This is a genomic window from Amycolatopsis minnesotensis, from assembly GCF_039529815.1.
GTDB classification, from domain to species: Bacteria; Actinomycetota; Actinomycetes; order Mycobacteriales; family Pseudonocardiaceae; genus Amycolatopsis; species Amycolatopsis minnesotensis.
This window is the reverse complement of sequence record NZ_BAAANN010000003.1, coordinates 222,075-240,506: the sequence shown is the minus strand read 5'-3', so window position 1 is coordinate 240,506 and position 18,432 is coordinate 222,075. Positions and strand designations below refer to the sequence as shown.

Genomic DNA, 18,432 nt, shown 5'->3' with positions numbered 1-18,432 from the left:
CGCATGAGCGGTTCGAAACGTGGTGCGGCGGTGGGCAAGATCGGTGCCTCCCCGCTGGGCATGTCGGTGCTCGTCACCAACGGGCTGGTGAAGCCGATGAGCCCGGCGAAGCTCCTGCGGATCCGTGACCTGTACCGGAAATTCGGGCTGACGGTCACCTTCGCGGTGGGCGCGGAGGCCGTCCGCCATCCGGCCAGACCCGCCGTGATCGACGATTTCGGCACGATGACGTACCAGCAGCTCGACGAGTCGTCGACCAGGCTCGCCAACGGGCTCCGCCGCATCTGCCCCGCGCACGGCCTGCTCAAGATCGGGCTGCTCGCCAAGAACCACCGCGCCGCGGTGCAAACCTGCCTCGCCGCCGGAAAGCTCGGCGCCGATCTCGTCGTGCTCAACACCGGGCTGGCGGAAAAGCAGATGCGCGCTGTCGTCGAAGAACAGCGCATCGACATCGTGGTGGTGGACGACGATCTGCTGCACGTGCTCGACCAGTTCCCGCGCTCGCTGCCCACCGTGCTGCACCGGCCGACCGGGTACGAGGCGCCGGACACCGGCGTGCCGCGGCCGCGGACGCTCGACTCCCTGATCCGCCGGTCACCGGCGGCGCCGCTGCCCGCACCCGCGCGCGGCGGGCGGACGATCCTGCTCACCTCCGGCACCACCGGAATCCCGAAGGGCGTGGTGCGCCCGGATCCGACCGGCCTCGCCCCGATCGCCGAACTGCTGCACCTGCTCCCGCTGCGCGCCGGTACCACGATGATGCTGGCGTCGCCGTTCTTCCACGTGCTCGGCTTCTCGCTGCTGCAGCTCGCCATGATGCTCGGCGACACCGTCGTGCTGCACCGCGAGTTCGACGCGGCGCGCACCGTCGCGGCGATCGGGCGGCACGGCTGCGCCACCGTGGTCGGATCGCCGATCATGCTGCGCCGGCTCACCGAAGTCCCGGCCGCCGACCGGGAGCGGATCGACACCGGCTCGCTGCGGATCGCGCTCGCGGGCGGTTCCGCGTTGCCGGGCAAGCTCGTGCCGCGGTTCACCGAAGCGTTCGGGCCGGTGCTGTACAACATCTACGGCTCCGCGGAGCTGTCCTGGGCGACCGTCGCGACGCCGCAGGACCTCGCCGAGGACGAGAACACCGCGGGCACGCCACCGCGCGGCACCAGGGTCGCGATCCTCGACGCGGCGGGCAAACCGAGCGCGCCGGGCCAGATCGGCCGGATCTTCGTCGGCAACGAAATGCTCTTCGACGGCTACACCCGCCGTGGCGAGGAAAACGAATTCCGCGACGGTGCCCTCTACAGCGGCGACCTCGGCTACCTCGACACCCACGGCAGGCTGTTCGTCTCCGGCCGGGAAGAGGACGTCGTGGTGACCGGCGGCGAGAAGACCTACCCGATCGAGGTGGAAAACCTGCTGTGCGCCAGGGACGACATCGCCGAAGCCGCCGTCGTGGGCGTCCCGGACGACCACGACGGGCAGCGGCTGTGCGCCTACGTCGTCCCGGAACCCGGCTCCGAGATCTCGCCGGAGGAAGTCCGCACCTGGGTGGCCGCGAACCTCGCGCAGTTCTCGGTGCCACGGGACATCGTCATCGTGGACAACCTGCCGCGCAACCCTGCCGGGAAGATCCTCTACCGCGAACTCCGCGCCCGCCCGTCGGCTTCCGGCACGAACCGGTGGCGCGCTTATCAGCGACTCGCCTCCGGCGGGTGACCTTCGGAAACGCGCACCTGTTCGGTGAGCACGTTTCAGGCACGCCTTCGGCGCGCCGAGTGAAACCGCCGCTCCTCGGTGCGGGTCGCGTCGTTGGTCACCGGCGACAGTTCCCCACGGAACGGACAAGATGGCCACCTTCACTGCCGTACCGGCTGGCGGTGGCGGCGGCGCCTGCGGGTTCGGACGGTGGCGCGTTCGTGCTGTTCTTCACCGGAGAGCTGAAGAACCAGGTTCTGTTCGGCAGTCCACCGTGGACATCGACCACTGCCGCTAAGAGCGTTGGGATGTCAGGAAACTCGGGATTGAGCGACGGGGATGCGGCGGGTGGTTCTGCGGCCTCCGCCAGGGACCAACGCCCACCATCCGTGTTTGTGTTGCCCAGGTCAGTCTTGCCACCGGCGTACCAGGGCAGCACGTGATGCGCCTCGCAATGACGCGGCCGCCTCGAGCACCCGGGAAGCAGCATCCGCGATCGCGGATGGCGAGCATGAGCCGGATCGCCTCGGTCACCAGACGCCTGGCTCGCCCCATCGCCAACGGCTGCCCCGCACCATCGAGGATGGCGGGAATGACCTTGCAATCACACGCCAAGATCCGGGCCTCACTGGCGGTGATGTCGGTGACCATGTCCAGACACGCCGCGCCCAGCTCCCTCTTCAGGTCAGCCAAGGGGATCGTCACGATCAGATCCGCGCGACCACCACTGCGGTTCGGAGACTCCGGGCGACTCGCGGCGAGGGCGACCATCTCCATGAACGCGTCCCCGTACCGCTCCGCCCGCCCCCGCAACAGCGGGTTATCGGAAGGGTCATCCGGCTGGGCCAGAGCGAGCGGGTCGAGCAGGGCGAGAGTTTTCGCGGCGGAGATCGGGTCGAGGTAGCCGTCGAACTTCGCCGAACCGTCCTTGCGCTGATGAATATTCAGGGCACGTTTCGGTTCGGGGGTGTCGCGGGGTTCGGTGCCGTCGGGGGGAACGAGGCCAACAAGTCCACAATGGACAAATGAAGAAATCGCGCCACGCCACCGAAATCAGCATCCCGCGATCGAACCGGACCACAGCCAGACCGCCACCCGGACAACGAAGTCCGCGCTTCCCGTCCAAAGCCATCAGTAGATCGCAGCCCGACGCGGCGAACCAACCACAGAAACCTAAACCCAATCATCCGGCCGAGGCCAGGTCAGAAACCCGCCCAACTCCCCCTCCACCGGCACCACCGAAGGCTCCGTGACCGTGTAACCACCCCGATGGAAGAGCAACGGCCGTTCGCCCGACTCCTCCCCGAGCGCCGTCACCCTGCCGACCACCACGTAGTGATCACCGGCCTCGTGCACGGTTTCCAGTGTGCAGTCCACCCATGTCAACGCACCCGCCAGCAGCGGGGCCCCGGAAGGAGCCGGACGCCAGTCCACCGTCGCGAACTTGTCGGCTCCACGGGCACCGAACACGGTGCTGAGGCCGCGCTGCGCGTGCGACAGGACATTGACGGCGAAGGCACCGGCGTCCCGCAACACGGGCCAGGTGCGCGAGGTCTTCGCGGGGCAGAACAGGACCAGCGGCGGGTCCAGCGAGAGCGCGGCGAAGGACTGGCAGGCGAACCCGACCGGTGCGCGGCCGTCGTGCCCGGTGACCACGGCGACGCCGGTGCAGAAGTGGCCGAGCACGGCGCGGAAGCGCGCCGCCTCGACCCCGGCCGCCACGGTCATCGGCCACCTACCGTGAAGTCGTGTCCCCACAGGGAAACCGCGGTGCTTTCGCGGGCGATCCAGCTTTCGTCGTCGACCTGGCGGCCCTCGCAGCCGAACTCGACGTCGAAACCACCGGGGGTCTTCATGTAGAACGACAGCATCAGGTCGTTGACGTGCCTGCCGAGCGTAGCCGACATCGGCACCTTCCGGCGCAGTGCGCGGTCGAGGCACAGGCCGACGTCGTCGGTGTTCTCGACCTCGACCATCAGGTGCACGATCCCGCTCGGCGTCGGCATCGGGAGGAACGCGAGGCTGTGGTGACGCGGGTTGCAGCCGAAGAATCGCAGCCACGCGGGCGGGCCGTCTTCCGGCCTGCCGACGAACTGGGGCGGCAGGCGCATCGAGTCCCGCAGCCGGAAACCCAGTACGTCGCGATAGAAGCGCAACGCGGACTCGTCGTCGTGTGTGGACAGTACGACGTGGCCGAGCCCCTGCTCGCCGGTGACGAACTTGTGCCCGTACGGGCTCACCACGCGCCGGTGCCGCAGCGCGACGCCGTGGAACACCTCGAGGGTGTTGCCGGAAGGGTCGTCGAAGGTCACCAGCTCGTCGACGTGACGGTCCGCGAGCTGGTCGGCGGTGCCCTCCTTGTACGGTACCTCGTGCGCGGCAAGGCTTTTCCGCACCTCCTCGAGCTCCGCGGCGGTGGCCACCTCCCAGCCCATCTGGGCGAGCCGGTCGGACTCGCCGGGGAAGACCACCAGCCGCGCCGGGAAGTCGTCCATGCGCAGGTACAGCGCGTCCGGGTTGGTGCCATCGCCCTCGATCATGCCCAGCACCTTCAGGCCGTACTCCCGCCACGCCGCCATGTCGGTGGCTTCGATCCGCAGGTACGCCAGCGAACGGATGCCCATCACTCACCCCCGAGGAAGTCGAGTGCCAGCCGGTTGAACTCGTCGAACTTCTCCAACTGCGCCCAGTGCCCGCAACGGCCGAACACGTGCAGCCGCGCGCGCGGGATGGTCTTCAACGCGAGCAGCGCGCCGTCGAGCGGATTGACGCGGTCTTCCCTGCCCCACACCAGAAGCACGCGCTGGCGGAGCCGGTGCGCCTCACGCCACAGCATGCCTTCTTCGTAGCTTTCGGGCTGGGTGAACGACTTCCCCATCGCCCGCATCGCGGCGAGCGACTCGGGCGTGTTCGCCGCGGCGAACCGTTCGTCGACCAGCTCGTCGGTGACCAGCGACTGGTCGTGGACCATGACGCGCAGGAACGCTTCGAGCTTTTCCCTGCTGGGGCTCATGCCGAACTTCCCGAGGTTCTTCACGCCCTCGGTCGGATCGGGGGCGAACACGTTGACGCTCAGCCCGCCCGGACCCATCAGCACGAGCCGCCCGGCCCGCGTCGGATGGTTCAGCGCCAGCCGCACCGCCGCGCCCCCGCCGAGCGAGTTGCCGACGAAGTGCGCGCGCTCGATGCCGAGTTCGTCCATCAGGCCGACGACGGCGTCCGCGCTGTGCCGGAAGTACTGCGGGTGCTCGACCGGCTTGTCCGAGCGGCCGAAGCCGGGCTGGTCCACGGCCAGTGTCCGGTAGGACTTCCCGAACACGGGCAGGTTGCGGCCGAAGTTGCTCCACGCGGACGCGCCCGGCCCGCCGCCGTGCAGCAGGATCACGGTCTCGTCGTGTTCCTCGCCCGCTTCGTGGTAGTGCAGGCGAAGCCCGTTTCCCGAGGCGTACTTGCCTTCCGGTGCCATCAGACCATCGCGTTCTCTACGGGGAGCCCGAAGGCGCCGGTGCCGAACATGACGTACGCGCGCTCCGCGTCGTTCGCCGCGTGCACCCGCCCGGCGTGCGCGTCGCGCCAGAACCGCTGGATCGGCGTGCCGTTGCGCAGCGCCCTGCCACCGGAGTTTTCGAAGAGCCGGTCGATCGCGGCGATCGACCGCTCGGTGCCGCGCACCTGGTCGCGCCGGACCCGGAGCCGGGTGGAGAACGGCAGCTTCTCGCCCGCGCACGCGAGCTGGTACAACTCGTCGATGTTGTGCGTGAGCTGCAGCCACGCCGCGTCGATCTCACTTGCCGCCTCGGCGATCCTGATCTTCGCGAACGGGTCCTCCTTGGCCTGTTCACCGGCGTAGGCGGCGCGGACGCGGTCGCGCTGGTAGGCGACGTGGGCGTCGTAGGCACCCTGTGCCATGCCGATGATCGGCGCGGTGATCGTGCTGGGGTGCACCGAACCGTAGGGCAGCCGGTAGAGCGGGCCGGGGTTCGCCTCCTGCCCTGGCGTCTTGCACTTCGACGTGGCCAGGAAGCTCAGCGCCCGGTGCTGCGGCACGAAGACGTCCTTGACCACGATGTCGTTGCTGCCGGTGCCCCGCAGCCCGACGGTGTCCCAGACGTCTTCGATCGCGTAGTCGGCGATCGGCAGCAGGTAGGTGCAGAAGTCCACCGGTTTGCCCTCGGCGTCGAACGCGGGCCCGCCGAGCAGCACCCAGGTCGCGTGGTCGCAGCCGGAGGAAAAGCTCCAGTGCCCGCTCAGCCGGTAGCCGCCGTCGACGACGGTCGCCTTGCCCATCGGCGCGTACGAGGACGAGATGCGGACGTCGAAGTCGTCCCCCCACACCTCTTCCTGCGCGCGCACGTCGAACAGCGCGACGTGCCACGGGTGCACGCCGAGGATCGACGCCACCCAACCGGTGGATCCGCAGGCGCTCGCGATGAGCTTGACCGCGGTGTAGAAGGTCACCGGGTCGGACTCGTAACCGCCGAAGCGCTTCGGCTGCAGCAGCTTGAAGAACCCGGCCTCGGCCAGCGCCTTGACGGACTCGTCGGGAATCCGCCGACCGTCCTCCGTCTCCTGCGCCCGTTCGCGCAGCACGGGGAGAAGCTCCTCGATCGCGCTGATCACCTCGTGGGTCATGCCGTCTCCCTCATTCAGATACCGAAGGCAAGACTAGAACACGTTCTCGTTTTTGTCGATGTGGCCCTGCTCCCTCGCGCCGTTCAACCCAGCACGGCGACCGGAAAAGACGCAGTCAGCCAAGGACAGGCCGCTGACATAGGACCTAGAACAGATTCCGACGGCGGTCCGGCCCGCCGCGTAGAGCCCGCGCACGGGACCGGTGTCGCCGAGCACCGCCCCGGTGTCCTCGTCGACCACGAGCCCGCCGAGGGTCAGCATCGGGCACGGGTAGCCGAGGCTGGGCTTGATCGAGACGTCGATGAGCGAGTACGGCGGCCGGTCGAGCGCGCGGACGAACTCGTCCGGCTTGCCCATCGGATCCGGCCCACCCGAGCGGTACGCCTCGACCGTCGCGGCCAGGCCCGCCGCGTCGACGCCCGCCTTGCGCGCGACCTCATCGAGGGTGTCCCCGACGACGCGGCCGCGCCGCAGCAGGTACAGCGCTTGAAGCCATTGGAACCATTGACTTTGCCCGCGCACGGAACGCCGGGCCTCGCGCACGAGCGTGTCGTCGACGAGGAGCCAGCCCTTGCCTTCGTGCGCGGTGATCATGCGCTCCCCCGTGGCGGCGCCGTAGCGCGACTCGTCGATGACGCGCTTGCCGTGGATGTCGACGAGGACACCGCCGAGGAAGGCGCTCGGCGGGACCAGGAACCGCCACGCCGAGATCCGGTCCAGCTCGGCGGTGCGCCCACCGGCCGAGGTGCCGAGCCGGATACCGCTGCCGTCGTCGGCCGCGGTGCCGAGCGCGAGGCCGCCCCGGTACGCGGGCGCGTGTTCGCGCACCAGTTCGCGGTTCGCGATGAACCCGCCGGCGGCGAGCACGACCGCGCGCCGCGCGCTGATGGTCACCTCGCGGCCGTGCTTCCGTTCGATCCGCTCGACCCCGCGGTGCAGCGCCTTGCGGACCATCGGCACGTAGATCCCCGGCTTCGCGGACCACTGGCCGTAGAGCCGGTGGCGCTTGCGCGCGAGGAACGACGCGTCCCGCAACGTGCGCACCTCGACCCCGCGCACCACACCGGAGCCGTCGACGACGAGCGAGGTCGCGGTGGTCCCCGGCAGCACGCGCACCTTTCGCCGCCGCACCGCGTCGGCGAGGCGCCCGAACAGGATCTTTCCCGAGGTGCCGCGCCCCTTCGCCCGGTGCCCGCGCGGTGCGGGCGTGGCGGCGTCGCGGAACCCGCCCGCGGCCTCGCTGCCCGAGTAGTACAGGTAGTAGTCGTCGCTGGGGTACGACGTCTTGTAGGGGCAGAGACTGCCCTCGAACGGCACGCCGTTGCCCTCCAGCCAGGTGACCATGTCGCGGCTGCCCTCGCAGAAGGCGCGCAGGGTGCGCTCGGAGACCACGTCGCCGACCTCGAGCCGCAGGTAGTCGTACATCGCCTCCGCCGTGTCCGGCACGCCGGCGTCGCGTTGCTGGGCGGTGCCACCACCCGCGTAGACGACGCCGCCGCTCACCGCGCTCGCACCGCCGCCGGTGAACCGGTCGAGGACCAGCACATCGGCACCGGCGTCGGCGGCCTCGATCGCGGCGCACGCGCCCGCCGCACCGAACCCGACAATGACCACATCCGCCATCAAGTCCGTCACGCCACTGTTTGTCACAACCCAGTACCCTAGAACTGAAACACGTTCTCGTCTATGGTGACGACTGAGCCAGGGAGCTGGCCCTGAGCCATCTGGAACGCGTTATAGGTTCTCGATGACCGGAGGTAGGAGTGACCGACGAATTCGACGTCGTGGTCGTCGGCAGCGGCGCGGCGGGCATGACCGCCGCGCTCGCCGCGGCCGAGCACGGGCTGAGCGTGGTCGTCGCCGAGAAGGCGGCCTGCTTCGGCGGCTCCACGGCGCGCTCCGGCGGCGGCGTCTGGATCCCCGGCAACGAGGCGTTGCACGCCGCCGGCATCGACGAGCCACCCGAGCGAGCCGAGGAGTACCTGGAGGCGATCGTCGGCGATGCCGTGCCGGGCGAGCGGCGAGCCGCCTTCCTCGGCCGCGGGCCCGAGGTCGTGGAGTTCCTGCACCGGCACACGCCGCTGCGGCTGCGCTGGGTCCGCGACTACGCCGACTACCACCCCGAAGCACCCGGCGGGCGCGCCGGCGGCCGGTCGGTCGAGCCGAGGGCGCTGAACGCCCGTGTGCTCGGCGACGAGCTGGCGAACCTCGAACCGCCCTACAGCGCCCCGCCGCTCGGCGTCCCCATCACCCAGGCGGACTACCGGTGGCTCAGCCTCATCGGCAGGCACCCGCGCGGCGTGCGGACGCTGTTCTCGCTCGGCGCGCGCTGGCTCGCCGGGCGCGCGGCAGGACGGCGCGAGCTGACCATGGGCCAGGCGCTCGCGGCGGGGCTGCGGGCCGGGCTCGCCCGCGCCGGGGTGCCGGTGCTGCTGAACACCCCGATGACCGGGCTGCACGTCAGCGACGGGGTCGTGGACGGCATCCACACCGGTGACGGCTTCCTGCGCGCGCGCAGGGGCGTGATCGTCGCCTCCGGGGGCTTCGAGCACAACGAGGAGATGCGCCGGAAGTACCAGCGCGCGCCGATCGGCACCGAATGGACCGTCGGCGCGAAGGCCAACACCGGCGACGGCATCACCGCGGGCCTCGCGCTCGGCGCCGCGCACGACCTGATGGACGACGCGTGGTGGGGCCCGACGATCCCGCTGCCCGGCGGGCCGTGGTTCGCACTCGCCGAGCGGTCGCGGCCGGGCTGCCTGCTCGTCGACACCCGCGGCGAGCGCTTCGTCAACGAGTCCGCACCGTACGTCGAGGCCGTGCACGCGATGTACGGGCGCGGGGACGGCCCCGGCGAGCACGTCCCGGCCTGGCTGGTGTTCGACCAGCGCTACCGCGACCGGTACATGTTCACCGGGCTCGGGCCGCGCCAGCCGCTGCCGGGGCGCTGGTACAAGGCGGGCGTCGCGGCGAAGGCGGGCACGCTGGCCGAACTGGCCGAACGCACCGGCCTGCCCGGTGACGCGCTCGAAGCGACCGTCGGCCGGTTCAACGGGTTCGCGCGGGCCGGTGTCGACGAGGACTTCCACCGCGGTGACAGCGCCTACGACCACTACTACGGCGACCCGCGCAACCGCCCGAACCCGAGCCTCGGCGCGCTCGAAAAGCCACCGTTCTACGCGGTGCGGGTCGTGCCGGGTGATCTCGGCACCAAGGGCGGGCTGCGCACCGACGAGCACGCGCGCGTGCTGCGGGAAGACGGCTCGCCGATCGAAGGGCTCTACGCGGCGGGCAACGCCAGCGCCGCGGTCATGGGGCACACCTACGCCGGACCGGGTGCGACGATCGGCCCGGCGATGGTCTTCGGGTACCTCGCGGCCGAACACCTTGCGGCCGCGGGCGAGGCGACCAAGAATCAGGGTAGGCAAGATCCTCCGGGAGGCAGGCGATGACGCAGGCAGGACCCGACGCGGTGCGCACGATCGACGTGGGCGCGCCACCGGCGCGGTTCGCGCGGGGCTGGCACTGCCTCGGCCTCGCGGACGGCTTCCGCGACGGGAAACCGCACGCCATCACCGCGTTCGGCACCAAGCTCGTGGTGTTCGCGGACTCGGAGGGCAAGCTCAACGTCCTCGACGGCTACTGCCGTCACATGGGCGGCGATCTCACCCAGGGCACCGTCAAGGGCGACGAGATCGCCTGCCCGTTCCACGACTGGCGCTGGAACGGCAACGGCAAGTGCGCCTCGATCCCTTACGCCAAGCGGGTTCCGCTGCGGGCCAGGACCAAGGCGTGGCTGTCGCTGGAGGAGAACAAGCAGCTTTTCGTCTGGCACGACCCCGAGGGCAACCCGCCGCCGGACGACGTGGTGATCCCCCGCATCGACGGGGTGTTCAGCGGCGAGTGGAGCAACTGGACCTGGGACTCGGTGCTCATCGAAGGATCGCACTGCCGCGAGATCGTGGACAACATGGTCGACATGGCGCACTTCTTCTACATCCACTACGCCTTCCCGACCTACTTCAAGAACATCTTCGAGGGCCACATCGCGACGCAGTACCTGAACACCAAGGGCCGCCCCGACATGGGCATGGCGTCCAACTACGGCGGCGAAGAGAACCTGCTGCGCTCGGAGGCGTCCTACTTCGGCCCGTCGTACATGATCAACACGCTGCTCAACACCTACAAGGGCTTCGAGATCGAGAACGTGCTGATCAACTGCCACTACCCGGTCACCGAGAACTCGTTCATGCTGCAGTGGGGCGTGAGCGTGAAGAAGCTCCCCGGCGTGTCCGACGAGCAGGCCGACAAGATCGCGGGCAAGTTCGCGAAGAGCATCGGCGTCGGCTTCCTGCAGGACGTGGAGATCTGGCGGAACAAGACCAAGATCGACAACCCGCTGCTGTGCGAAGAGGACGGTCCGGTCTACCAGCTCCGCCGCTGGTACGAACAGTTCTACGTGGACGCCGCGGACGTCACCGAGGACATGACCCAGCGGTTCGAGTTCGAAGTGGACACCACGCGCGCGAACGAGGTGTGGTCGGCCGAGGTCGCCGAAAACCTGCGGCTGCAGGCCGAAACGGCAACTGAAGTGCCCGCACCATGACTGCCGAGCGCGACGAATTCCTCACCGGCGGGATGCGCCCGCACGCGTGCCGGATGTGCGGCACGAAGGTGCTGGTGAAGAAGAACAGCGAGAAGCACACCAGCATCCAGTGGACCACCGACGCGGCGAGCAGCTGCCCGGTGTTCGCCGAGCGGGTCGCCGAAGGCGCTACCTCGGCGCTGCTGGACACCTGCGAGCACCTCGGCGACAGCATCGCGCACGCGGTATCCGACGGCACGCTGCCGCATGCGGTATCCGACGGCACGCTGCCGCATGCGGTGTCGGATGGCACGCTGCCGCATGCGGTATCCGACGGCACGCTGGCGGTCGCCGATGGCTGAGGCGCACACCCTGGCCGTCGCCGAGATCGTGCACGAGACCGCCGACGCGTGTTCGGTGGTGTTCTCGGTGCCACCGGAATCCGCCGAGGCGTTCCGGTACTCCCCCGGCCAGTTCCTGACCCTGCGGGTGCCCAGCGACCGGACCGGTTCGGTCGCGCGCTGCTACTCGCTGTCGAGCGCGCCGCACGAAGGCCGGGTCCAGGTCACCGTGAAGCGCACCGCGGACGGGTACGGCTCGAACTGGATCTGCGACAACCTGCGCGCCGGGAGCGAGGTCGAGGTGCTGCCGCCCGCGGGCGTGTTCACCCCGTCCTCGTTCGACGAGGACCTCCTCCTGCTGGCAGGCGGCAGCGGGATCACGCCGGTGATGTCGATCCTCAAGACCGCGCTCGGCAAGGGCACCGGGCAGGTCGTGCTGGTGTACGCGAACCGCGGCCAGGACTCGGTGATCTTCGCGGGCGAACTGGCCTCGCTCGCCGCACGGCACCCCGACCGGCTGGTGGTCATCCACTGGCTCGAAACGGTGCAGGGCATCCCGAGCGTGGCGCAGCTCGGCGCGCTGCTGCGCCCGCACGCCGGGCACGAGGCATTCCTTTGTGGACCGGCGCCGTTCATGGCCGCCGCGAAGCAGGCGCTCACCGAACTGGGCGCGCCGCGCAAGCGCGTCCACCTGGAACGGTTCATCTCCCTCGGCGGCAACCCGTTCGAGGTGGCCACCGCCGCCGCACCGTCTGCGGAGGACACCGGCTCGGCAGGGCTCACCGTCGAACTGGACGGCGACACCCACTCGCTCGACTGGCCGCGCCAGCGCAAGCTGCTGGACTTCCTGCTGGACTCCGGGATCGACGCGCCGTTCTCGTGCCGCGCTGGCCAGTGCAGCGCCTGCGCCTGCCGGATCACCTCGGGCGAGGTGAAGATGCTCAACAACGAGATACTGGACTCCGAGGACCTCGCGGACGGGATCGTGCTGGCCTGCCAGTCGCTCCCGCTGACCGACGACGTCTCCGTCACCTATGAATGAGGTCGCCTGATGCCCATCGACCCGTCCGTCGCGATCGGCGCCGACCTCGGTGAGGTCACGTTCTCCTGGACCGCGTCCGACGTGCTGCTGTACCACCTCGCGCTCGGCGCCGGCGCCGACCCGCTGGCCGAACCCGAACTGCGCTACGCCTACGAACGCGATCTCCAGGTGCTGCCCACGTTCGCGACCGTCGCGGCGAACCTGCGGGTCTTCGAGCCACCGGCGGTGTCGTTCCCCGGGGTGGAGGTGGATCTGGCGAAGGTGCTGCACGGCAAGCAGGAGGTGATCGCGCACCGGCCGCTCCCGGTCGAGGGCAAGGCGGTGGCGCGCTCGCGGATCGCGGACGTGTTCGACAAGGGCAAGGCCGCGGTGATCGTGCAGGAGACCGAGGTCTCCGACACCGAGGGAACTCCACTGTGGACGGCCCGGTCGACGATCTTCGCCAGGGGCGAAGGTGGTTTCGGCGGCGAGCGCGGGCCTTCGGACCGGCAGGAGCCGCCGTCGCGCGAGCCGGACATCGTCGTCGACACGCCGACGCTGCCGCAGCAGGCGCTGCTCTACCGGCTCTGCGGTGACCGCAACCCGCTGCACGCCGATCCGGAGTTCGCCAGCGCCGCCGGGTTCGACGCGCCGATCCTGCACGGGCTCTGCACCTACGGCATGGTCGCCAAGACCGTCGTGGGCGCGGTGCTCGGCGGGAACACCGCGCTGGCGGGCAGATTCGCCGCGAAGTTCGCCGGGGTCGTGTTCCCGGGCGAAACCCTGCGCACCCGCATCTGGCGCGACGGCGACACCGTGACCTCGATGACCACCTGCCCCGCCAGGGACGACGCGCCCGTGCTGACCGACGCGGTGCTCACCATCGCGCAGCCGTAAGACGAAAAAAAAGGGGGCGGCCGCTTTCCAAGCGGCCGCCCCCTTTTTTTTCGTTCAGGCTCCGTTGAGCCGCGCCACGGTTTCCCCGTACTCCCGCACCAGATCGCCGAGCACGTCGGCGACCGGTCGCACGCGGTCCATCCTGCCCACGATCTGCCCGACCGGCATGGACACCACCGACGGGTCCGCCGCGGCGTGGATCCGGTTGTGCGCGTGGGAAACGAGCAGGTTCTGCAACGGCATCGGCAGCGGTTCCGGCGCGTCCGGCGCGGCCCACGCCTCGGTCCAGCGGGTCTTGAGCAGGCGAGCGGGCTTGCCGGTGTAGATCCGCGTGCGCACGGTGTCCGAAGAGGACGCCTCGACCAGTGCCCGCTGCATCGCGACGGATCCGGTCATGGTCTGGAGGTACTCCTCGGTGGCGAGCCAGAAGGAGCCCATCCACACCCCGGAGGCACCGAGCGCGAGCGCGGCGGCGGCCTGGCGTCCCGAGCCGATCCCGCCCGCGGCGAGCACCGGCGCGCGCTCGCCGACCGCGTCCACGATCTCCGGCACGAGCACCATCGAGGCGATCTCCCCGGTGTGCCCGCCCGCCTCGTATCCTTGCGCCACGACGAAATCGACGCCGTTGTCGACGTGCCGCACCGCGTGCTCGGCCTTACCGGCGAGCGCCGCGACCGGAACCCCGCGACCGTGCGCCTGCTCGATCACGTCGACCGGCGGCGAGCCGAGCGCGTTCGCGATGAGCCTGATCGGGTGCTTGAGCGCGACCTCCACATGCGACCGCGCGACCGAGTGCAGCCAGCCGAGCACGCCCTCGCGTTCACCGGTCTCGTCCGGCAGCGGCGGCACACCGAGCTCGACGAGCGTCTTGTCCACAAAGGATCGATGGCTGTCCGGGATGAGCTTCGTCAGGTCCATCGAGGACCCCTCTTCGGGGATCTTCGACGGCATCACGATGTCCACGCCGTACGGTTTCCCGCCGGTGTTCTCGTCCATCCAGCCGAGCACCGCGTCCAGCTCGGCGGCGTCGTTGAACCGGACGCAGCCGAGCACGCCGAGCCCGCCCGCCCTGCTGATCGCGGCGGCCACGTGTTCGGAAGGGGTGAACCCGCACACCGGGTACTCGACGCCGAGGGTGTCGCACAGGGAGGTCCGCATGGCCGTCACCGTTCCACCGCGGGCGCGTGCGCGGCCGCGTAGTCGCTCGCCCACCGGTAGTCCGGCTTCCCGCTCGGCGACCGCCCGATCTCGTCGGCGAGCCAGATCGTGCGCGGCACCTTGTACCCCGCGACCTCGTTGCGCACGTGCGCTTCGATCGCCTCGAAATCCGGGCTTTCCCCGTTCCTCGCCTGGACCACGGCGGCGACCCGCTGCCCCAGCCGGTCGTCCGGCACGCCGATCACGAGCGCGTCGAACACGTCCGGATGGGACTTGAGCGCGCCCTCGACCTCTTCGGGGTACACCTTCTCCCCCGCGGTGTTGACGCACTGCGATCCGCGGCCGAGCAACGTGACCGTGCCGTCTTCCTCGTAGCGCGCGTAGTCGCCGGGCACCACGTACCGCACGCCGCCGATTTCGACGAAGATCGTCTTGGTCTTGGCGGGATCGTTGTAGTAGCCAAGCGGCACGTGCCCGCGCCTGCCGATCAGGCCGACCGCGCCGGGTTCTTTCGCGATCTCGGCTCCGTTCTCGTCGATCAGGATCGCGTCCTGCCCGAACGTCACCCGGGGGCCCGCCGTGTGGTCCGCGTCCTTGCTGACCATGCCTATCCCGGTGAAGCCGCTTTCCGACGAGCCGATCGCGTCGGTGATCACCACGTTCGGCAGCTCGGTGAGGAACTGCTGCTTGACGCTGTGGGAGAACAACGCGGCGTGGCTGGACACCGCGGCCAGCGACGACGCGTCGTAGCCGCCTTCGCGGTAGGCCTCGATCAGCGGGCGCGCCATCGCGTCGCCGACGATCGTCAGCACCTGGACCTTGTTGTCCTGCACCGCTTTCCAGATCTCGTGCGCGTCGAACCTCGGCACGAACACCACCGGGCTGCCGGTGAACAGCGCGCCGAACGCCGCCCACTGCGCGGCGCCGTGGATCATCGGCGCAGCGGGAAGCCGGACGAGGCTGCCCTGCTTGCCCTGTTCCGCGAGCGTCCACTCGTCCGGCACGTACTCGCCGGTGATGAAGTTGATGCCGCCGCCGAGCGCGCGCCAGATGTCCTCGTGGCGCCACAGCACGCCCTTGGGGTACCCGGTGGTGCCGCCGGTGTACAGAATGTACAGGTCGTCGGCGCTGCGCTCGTCGAAGTCGCGCGCGGGCGAGCTTTCCGCGAGCGCGGTTTCGTACGCCACGCCGCCGTAGGAGGCGAAGTCCTGGCCGCTGCCGTCCTCCACGACAAGAACGTGTTTCAATTTCGGACAGTCCGGCAGCACGGCGGCGACCTTGTCCGAGTATTCGCGCTCGTGCACCAGTGCCACCAGGTCGGCGTTGGTGAACAGGTACTTCAGCTCACCGTGCACGTAGCGGTAGTTGACGTTGACGGCGATCGCCCGCAGCTTGTACGCCGCGAACATCGCCTCCAGGGTTTCGATCGAGTTGCGCGAGTACACGCCAACGTGGGAGCCGGCCCGCACCCCCTGCGCGGCGAGGTGGTGCGCCAGCCGGTTGGCCCGCTCGTCGAGTTCGGCGAACGTGACGCCGCGATCGCCGCAGACGACCGCGATCCGGTCCGGCACGGCGTCGACGGCGTGCTCGAGGAGATCCGCGATGTTGAGTGCCACTCAGCCAAAGTAGAACATGTTATCGTTGTGGGCAATAGCGTTCACCGACCCTGGAGGTTCGCCCGATGGCGGAACCGCACGCGCTGGTCCGGCAGGACGGGCACACGCTCGTCGTCACGATGAACCGGCCCGAGGCCCGCAACGCGCTCACCGGCGAAATGCTCTCGATCATGGTCGAGGCGTGGGACCGCGTCGATGCGGACCCGGAGATCCGCGCCTGCGTGCTGACCGGCGCGGGCGGCGCGTTCTGCGCGGGCGCCGATCTGAAGTCGATGTCCCGCAACGCACCGGACAAAGCCTTCGAACGCGGCACGTTCGACCCGAGCCGCATCGAAGGTCTGCTGAAAGGGCGGCGGCTGACGAAACCGCTCATCGCCGCCGTCGAGGGGCCCGCGATCGCGGGCGGCACCGAGATCCTGCAGGGCACCGATATCAGGGTCGCGGGTGAGAGCGCCAAGTTCGGTGTCTCCGAGGCGCGCTGGGGCCTGTTCCCGATGGGCGGGTCCGCGGTGCGCCTGCCCCGGCAGATCCCGTACACCCTCGCCGCCGACCTCCTGCTGACCGGGCGGCACCTCGGGGCGGCCGAAGCCCGCGAAATCGGGCTCATCGGCCACGTCGTGCCGGACGGCACCGCACTGGACAAGGCGATGGAACTCGCCGGTCTCGTCGCGGCGAACGGGCCCTTGGCGGTGCAGGCGATCCTGCGCACGATGCGGGACACCGAAGGGATGCACGAGGAGGAAGCGTTCAAAGTGGACGCCCAGTACGGAATCGCGGTGTTCGCGAGCGAAGACGCGAAAGAGGGGCCGCGCGCGTTCACCGCGAAGCGGCGCCCGGAGTTCCGCGGGATCTGAACCTCCCTGGCACTGGCGGCGGAAGCCGCACGCCTGCCGCCGCCAGTACCTGCCGTGCCGCGGCCTCAGCCGAGGGTGAGGGTCACGTCGTGGGCCGCGTTCAGGTCCGGCGCGCCCGCCTTTTCCGCGTCGAGCGCCACCCCGACCGCGGCGGAGTCACCGGTGGTGAACTCCGTGGCGTCGTTGTCGTTCTCCACCGAGATGTCCGCGGTGTGGCTGGTGCCGTCGCAGGTGGCCGCCGTGTCGTCGCTCCCGCCGAAGGCCGACGCGGCGACATCGTTGACGTAGGCGTAGATCGTGCCGGTGTACCCGGAATCGCAGGCGTAGGTGACGACCACGTCGACCGAGTCGTCGTCCTCGCCCTCGTCGGACACGGCGGCGCTGACGATGGTCAGCGTCGCCGCCTGGGACGACGCGGCGACGGCGGGGGTGGCGGCGAGCAGGGCGAGCGCGGACGCGCTCACCGCGGCGGCCGCGGCGATCCCGGTCCTGGCACGGGCAGATTTCATGGCGATCACTCCTTGTCCCGTTCTCACGGGGTTTCGTGGACGGGCATGGCCCGGCGCACGGCAGCGGGTCGCGCTGTGCCGTGGGCGGCGTGGGGCCGTGGCCCGTGTGGGGGTGGTTCCGCCCGGCGTCGCGATCGCCGGGCGCGGCCGATTCCGCGCGGGAACCGCAGGCAAGCGGCCGGTCGTCCTCCGGTGCACCCGGCCGGTGGCACCGTTGCCACCGCGAGGCCGCCAGAGAAGCATCCAGCCTCACCGGCCCGCCCGACACCGCCGTTGCGACACCACGGGTTCCGCTGCGTGGCTCATACCTGGACAACACTTTTGCGCCGGGACCACTACAACACCTGTCGGCGCGACCGACGTCAGAGCGGACCGCCGCCGTTGTGCCTGAGCGCGGTCACGGTGCGCGCCGGCGGATGCATGCTCCACAGCCGCCCGCCGCGCCGCACGTCTTCGGCGCCGGCCTCCCGCAACGCCCCCGCGTAGGCCTCGGTGCCCTGGAAGTCGAGGATCACCAGCCTGCCCCCTGGCGCGAGCACGCGGTGCAGCTCGCGGATGGCGCCTTCGCGTTCCCCCGCGGGCAGGTTGTGCACGACGAGGCTCGCCAGCACGATGTCGAACCCGCCGTCCGGGAACGGGAGAGCCCGCACGTCACCGTCGACGACCTCGACCCGGTCCTCGACACCGGCGGCGGCCAGGTTCGCCCCCAGCGCCGCCCGCGAGTTGCCCGCCTGGTCCTTCGCGCGCCAGACGTCGGCGCCGACCACCCGTCCCATCGGCACCCGCCGCGCCACTTCGACGAGCACGGGCCCGGTTCCCGGACCGACTTCGAGCACCCGCTCGGTCCCCTTCAGCCGCAACGCGTCGAGCAGGCGCCGCCACTCGCGCCGCTTGCCGATCAGGCTCCCCAGCACGCCCCAGCCGAACTGCACCCACGAGGCAGCGGCCCACCCGGCCAGCACGATCACCACGACCGTCCACACCGGACCGTTCGCGGTCACGGCGGTCACTACCGCCGCGACCGTGCACACAACTCCCAGCGCCCCGAACGTCGCGAACACACCCGGCGCGTCGATCCCGTATCGCTCTCGCATCTTTACATCGTAAAGCCATCTGCTTTACGATGT

General features: G+C 70.1%; 16 protein-coding genes and 1 pseudogene. 7 read left to right on the top strand and 10 right to left on the bottom strand.

Annotated elements, in window-relative coordinates; all coding sequences use genetic code 11:
• Positions 1 to 3: 3 nt before the first annotated feature.
• Positions 4 to 1,713 carry an AMP-binding protein gene (locus tag ABD256_RS05140; protein WP_344413961.1) on the top strand — a complete coding sequence of 570 codons (1,710 nt, stop codon included), beginning with the start codon at positions 4 to 6 and terminating at the stop codon, positions 1,711 to 1,713.
• A gap of 273 nt (positions 1,714 to 1,986) precedes the next feature.
• Here the strand turns inward: ABD256_RS05140 and ABD256_RS44335 are convergent, their stop codons facing one another.
• The 6 genes from ABD256_RS44335 to ABD256_RS05115 all read right to left on the bottom strand — a co-directional run bounded on the left by ABD256_RS44335 (position 1,987) and on the right by ABD256_RS05115 (position 7,959).
• Positions 1,987 to 2,727, bottom strand: coding sequence for a DUF222 domain-containing protein (locus tag ABD256_RS44335; protein ID WP_425546387.1), 741 nt, complete (start codon positions 2,725 to 2,727; stop codon positions 1,987 to 1,989).
• Between the two features lie 138 nt (positions 2,728 to 2,865).
• Positions 2,866 to 3,420: a 3-hydroxy-9,10-secoandrosta-1,3,5(10)-triene-9,17-dione monooxygenase reductase subunit gene (gene hsaB / locus ABD256_RS05135; protein WP_344413959.1), complete on the bottom strand. Its 555-nt coding sequence runs from the start codon at positions 3,418 to 3,420 to the stop codon at positions 2,866 to 2,868.
• Positions 3,417 to 4,316: an iron-dependent extradiol dioxygenase HsaC gene (hsaC, locus tag ABD256_RS05130; RefSeq protein ID WP_344413957.1), complete on the bottom strand. Its 900-nt coding sequence runs from the start codon at positions 4,314 to 4,316 to the stop codon at positions 3,417 to 3,419. The genes hsaB and hsaC overlap by 4 nt, the downstream gene beginning before the upstream one ends.
• Positions 4,316 to 5,158, bottom strand: a complete 843-nt coding sequence (gene hsaD, locus ABD256_RS05125; protein ID WP_344413955.1) for a 4,5:9,10-diseco-3-hydroxy-5,9,17-trioxoandrosta-1(10),2-diene-4-oate hydrolase — start codon at positions 5,156 to 5,158, stop codon at positions 4,316 to 4,318. Before hsaD ends, hsaC begins: the two co-directional genes overlap by 1 nt.
• Entirely contained in the window at positions 5,158 to 6,324 is a 1,167-nt protein-coding gene (hsaA, locus tag ABD256_RS05120; RefSeq protein WP_344413953.1) for a 3-hydroxy-9,10-secoandrosta-1,3,5(10)-triene-9,17-dione monooxygenase oxygenase subunit, read from the bottom strand. Before hsaA ends, hsaD begins: the two co-directional genes overlap by 1 nt.
• 33 nt (positions 6,325 to 6,357) lie before the next feature.
• Complete coding sequence (locus ABD256_RS05115; RefSeq protein WP_344413951.1) at positions 6,358 to 7,959, bottom strand: FAD-binding protein; 1,602 nt, start codon at positions 7,957 to 7,959, stop codon at positions 6,358 to 6,360.
• 128 nt (positions 7,960 to 8,087) lie between these two features.
• Here ABD256_RS05115 and kstD point away from each other — a divergent pair, with 128 nt between their 5' ends.
• The 5 genes and pseudogenes from kstD (at position 8,088) to ABD256_RS05090 (ending at position 13,168) form a co-directional block, all read left to right on the top strand.
• On the top strand, positions 8,088 to 9,776 hold the full coding sequence (gene kstD, locus ABD256_RS05110; protein WP_344413949.1) for a 3-oxosteroid 1-dehydrogenase: 1,689 nt from the start codon (positions 8,088 to 8,090) through the stop codon (positions 9,774 to 9,776).
• Positions 9,773 to 10,930: a 3-ketosteroid-9-alpha-monooxygenase, oxygenase component gene (locus tag ABD256_RS05105; protein ID WP_344413947.1), complete on the top strand. Its 1,158-nt coding sequence runs from the start codon at positions 9,773 to 9,775 to the stop codon at positions 10,928 to 10,930. The genes kstD and ABD256_RS05105 overlap by 4 nt, the downstream gene beginning before the upstream one ends.
• Positions 10,927 to 11,172 (top strand): annotated as a pseudogene (locus ABD256_RS05100) (hypothetical protein); the annotation flags it as partial. The gene ABD256_RS05105 and the pseudogene ABD256_RS05100, both read left to right, overlap by 4 nt.
• A gap of 91 nt (positions 11,173 to 11,263) precedes the next feature.
• The gene (locus ABD256_RS05095; protein ID WP_344413945.1) at positions 11,264 to 12,292 is read left to right on the top strand and encodes a 2Fe-2S iron-sulfur cluster-binding protein; all 1,029 of its coding nucleotides are present in this window, start codon (positions 11,264 to 11,266) and stop codon (positions 12,290 to 12,292) included.
• 9 nt (positions 12,293 to 12,301) lie between these two features.
• The gene (locus ABD256_RS05090) at positions 12,302 to 13,168 is read left to right on the top strand and encodes a MaoC/PaaZ C-terminal domain-containing protein (protein WP_344413943.1); all 867 of its coding nucleotides are present in this window, start codon (positions 12,302 to 12,304) and stop codon (positions 13,166 to 13,168) included.
• Positions 13,169 to 13,222: 54 nt separating this feature from the next.
• Here the strand turns inward: ABD256_RS05090 and ABD256_RS05085 are convergent, their stop codons facing one another.
• Together ABD256_RS05085 and ABD256_RS05080 are read right to left on the bottom strand one after the other, a co-directional pair.
• Positions 13,223 to 14,326: an NAD(P)H-dependent flavin oxidoreductase gene (locus ABD256_RS05085; RefSeq protein WP_344413941.1), complete on the bottom strand. Its 1,104-nt coding sequence runs from the start codon at positions 14,324 to 14,326 to the stop codon at positions 13,223 to 13,225.
• Positions 14,327 to 14,331: 5 nt separating this feature from the next.
• The gene (locus ABD256_RS05080) at positions 14,332 to 15,942 is read right to left on the bottom strand and encodes an acyl-CoA synthetase (protein ID WP_344413939.1); all 1,611 of its coding nucleotides are present in this window, start codon (positions 15,940 to 15,942) and stop codon (positions 14,332 to 14,334) included.
• A gap of 65 nt (positions 15,943 to 16,007) precedes the next feature.
• Between ABD256_RS05080 and ABD256_RS05075 the strand changes: the two genes are divergently transcribed.
• On the top strand, positions 16,008 to 16,796 hold the full coding sequence (locus tag ABD256_RS05075) for a crotonase/enoyl-CoA hydratase family protein (protein WP_344413937.1): 789 nt from the start codon (positions 16,008 to 16,010) through the stop codon (positions 16,794 to 16,796).
• A gap of 65 nt (positions 16,797 to 16,861) precedes the next feature.
• On the opposite strand, the gene ABD256_RS05070 is transcribed toward ABD256_RS05075, so the two are convergent.
• Together ABD256_RS05070 and ABD256_RS05065 are read right to left on the bottom strand one after the other, a co-directional pair.
• Positions 16,862 to 17,305, bottom strand: a complete 444-nt coding sequence (locus ABD256_RS05070) for a hypothetical protein (RefSeq protein ID WP_344413935.1) — start codon at positions 17,303 to 17,305, stop codon at positions 16,862 to 16,864.
• Between the two features lie 362 nt (positions 17,306 to 17,667).
• Positions 17,668 to 18,399, bottom strand: a complete 732-nt coding sequence (locus ABD256_RS05065) for a class I SAM-dependent methyltransferase (RefSeq protein WP_344413933.1) — start codon at positions 18,397 to 18,399, stop codon at positions 17,668 to 17,670.
• Between the last annotated feature and the right edge of the window lie 33 nt (positions 18,400 to 18,432).